Annotated in this window: 1 protein-coding gene; it reads left to right on the top strand. The window is 68.6% G+C overall.

Annotated features, from left to right (window positions below):
• On the top strand, positions 1–1,511 hold a 1,511-nt coding region (locus tag WCB02_RS16685), incomplete at both ends, for a cobaltochelatase subunit CobN (protein WP_423959621.1).

Genomic DNA, 1,511 nt, shown 5'->3' on the forward strand with positions numbered 1-1,511 from the left:
GCCGGCGGACGGCCGCGACGACCCCGGCCTCGATGCGCTATCGACACTGCCTCGCTCCGCCTTGCGGCAACTCAAGCTGCTCTGCGACACCGGTGGCGCCGTGGCGGCGCAGGCCGCGATCGCCCAGCTCGCGCTGGCGTCAGGCCTCTATGCCGGGCCAGTGCTGGGAAACGTCGACATCCCCGCGCTGGGTTTCTACGATCCGGCGCACGGCGCGCTCGATGGTTTGCCGCTCTCCGATGGCCGGCCGCACGCGCTCGTCACGTTCTACCGGTCCTATCTCGCCGCGGCGGACACCGGTCCCGTCGACGCGCTGATCGGAAGCCTGCGGCAGCGAGGGTTTGACGCCTATGGCGCTTTCGCGCCCTCGCTGAAAGCGCCTGGCATTGACGATTGGCTGCGCGCTCATTTTGAGCGACGCCCGCCGGCTGCAATCGTGAACGCGACCGCGTTCTCGGCGATCTCCGATGGCGGGGCGACGCCATTCGATGCCGTCGCCTGTCCGGTGTTCCAGGTCGCGTTGTCGACGGCGCGGCGGGAGGATTGGGCGGCTTCGCTCCGCGGTCTGTCGGCCGCCGATCTCGCGATGCATGTGGTATTGCCCGAAGTGGATGGGCGGATCTTTGCCGGCGTGGTCAGCTTCAAGTCGCCGGACGCCCGCGATGCCGATCTGCAGTTCGCGCGCCTCGCGCATCAGCCCGACGAGAGACGCGTCGACGCCGTGGTCGAACGGATATCATCCTGGCATCGGCTGGCGCAGATACCGGCCTGTGACAAGCGGCTGGCAATCGTGCTGTCGAGCTATCCCGGCCGTCCGCACCAGATTGCGCATGCAGTCGGGCTGGACGCGCTCGCCTCGGCTGAAACGCTGCTGAGCGATCTGTTGACGTGCGGCTTCGACGTCGCGAGTGGCCGTTTGCTGGGGCAGGCCCTCGGCGAAGCCGACATGAGGTGGAGCGTCGGTGACTACCGCGCCGCGCTGGCAACGCTTGCTCCGCAACTGCAGGACGACGTCGCCAAGGTATGGGGCGTGCCGGAGAGCGATCCCCTGGTGCGTGACGGCGCGTTTCGCTTCGCCGCCCTCCGCCGCGGCAAGGCCGTCATCGCCGTGCAGCCCGAGCGCGGCGAAACCGGCCAGCGGGACGCCGACTACCACGACCTCTCGCGCACGCCCCGCCATGGCTATGTCGCTTTTTATCTGTGGCTGAGGAGCCAAAGCATTGACGCCCTGATTCATATGGGCGCGCATGGCACGCTGGAATGGCTGCCGGGCAAGTCGGTGGCGCTGTCGGAGTCGTGCTGGCCGGAAGCGCTGACCGGCGGGTTGCCTGTGATCTACCCCTTCATCGTCAATGATCCCGGCGAGGCGGCGCAGGCCAAGCGGCGGATCGGCGCGGTCACGATCGGCCATCTGCCGCCGCCGCTCGCCGCGTCGACGCTGCCGCAGAACCTGGTCCGGCTCGAGCAATTGCTCGACGAATATTCCACCGCCGACGGGCTCGATCCGGCGC

Origin of the sequence: Bradyrhizobium sp., from assembly GCF_049581145.1 — a bacterium.
Lineage (GTDB): Bacteria > Pseudomonadota > Alphaproteobacteria > Rhizobiales > Xanthobacteraceae > Bradyrhizobium.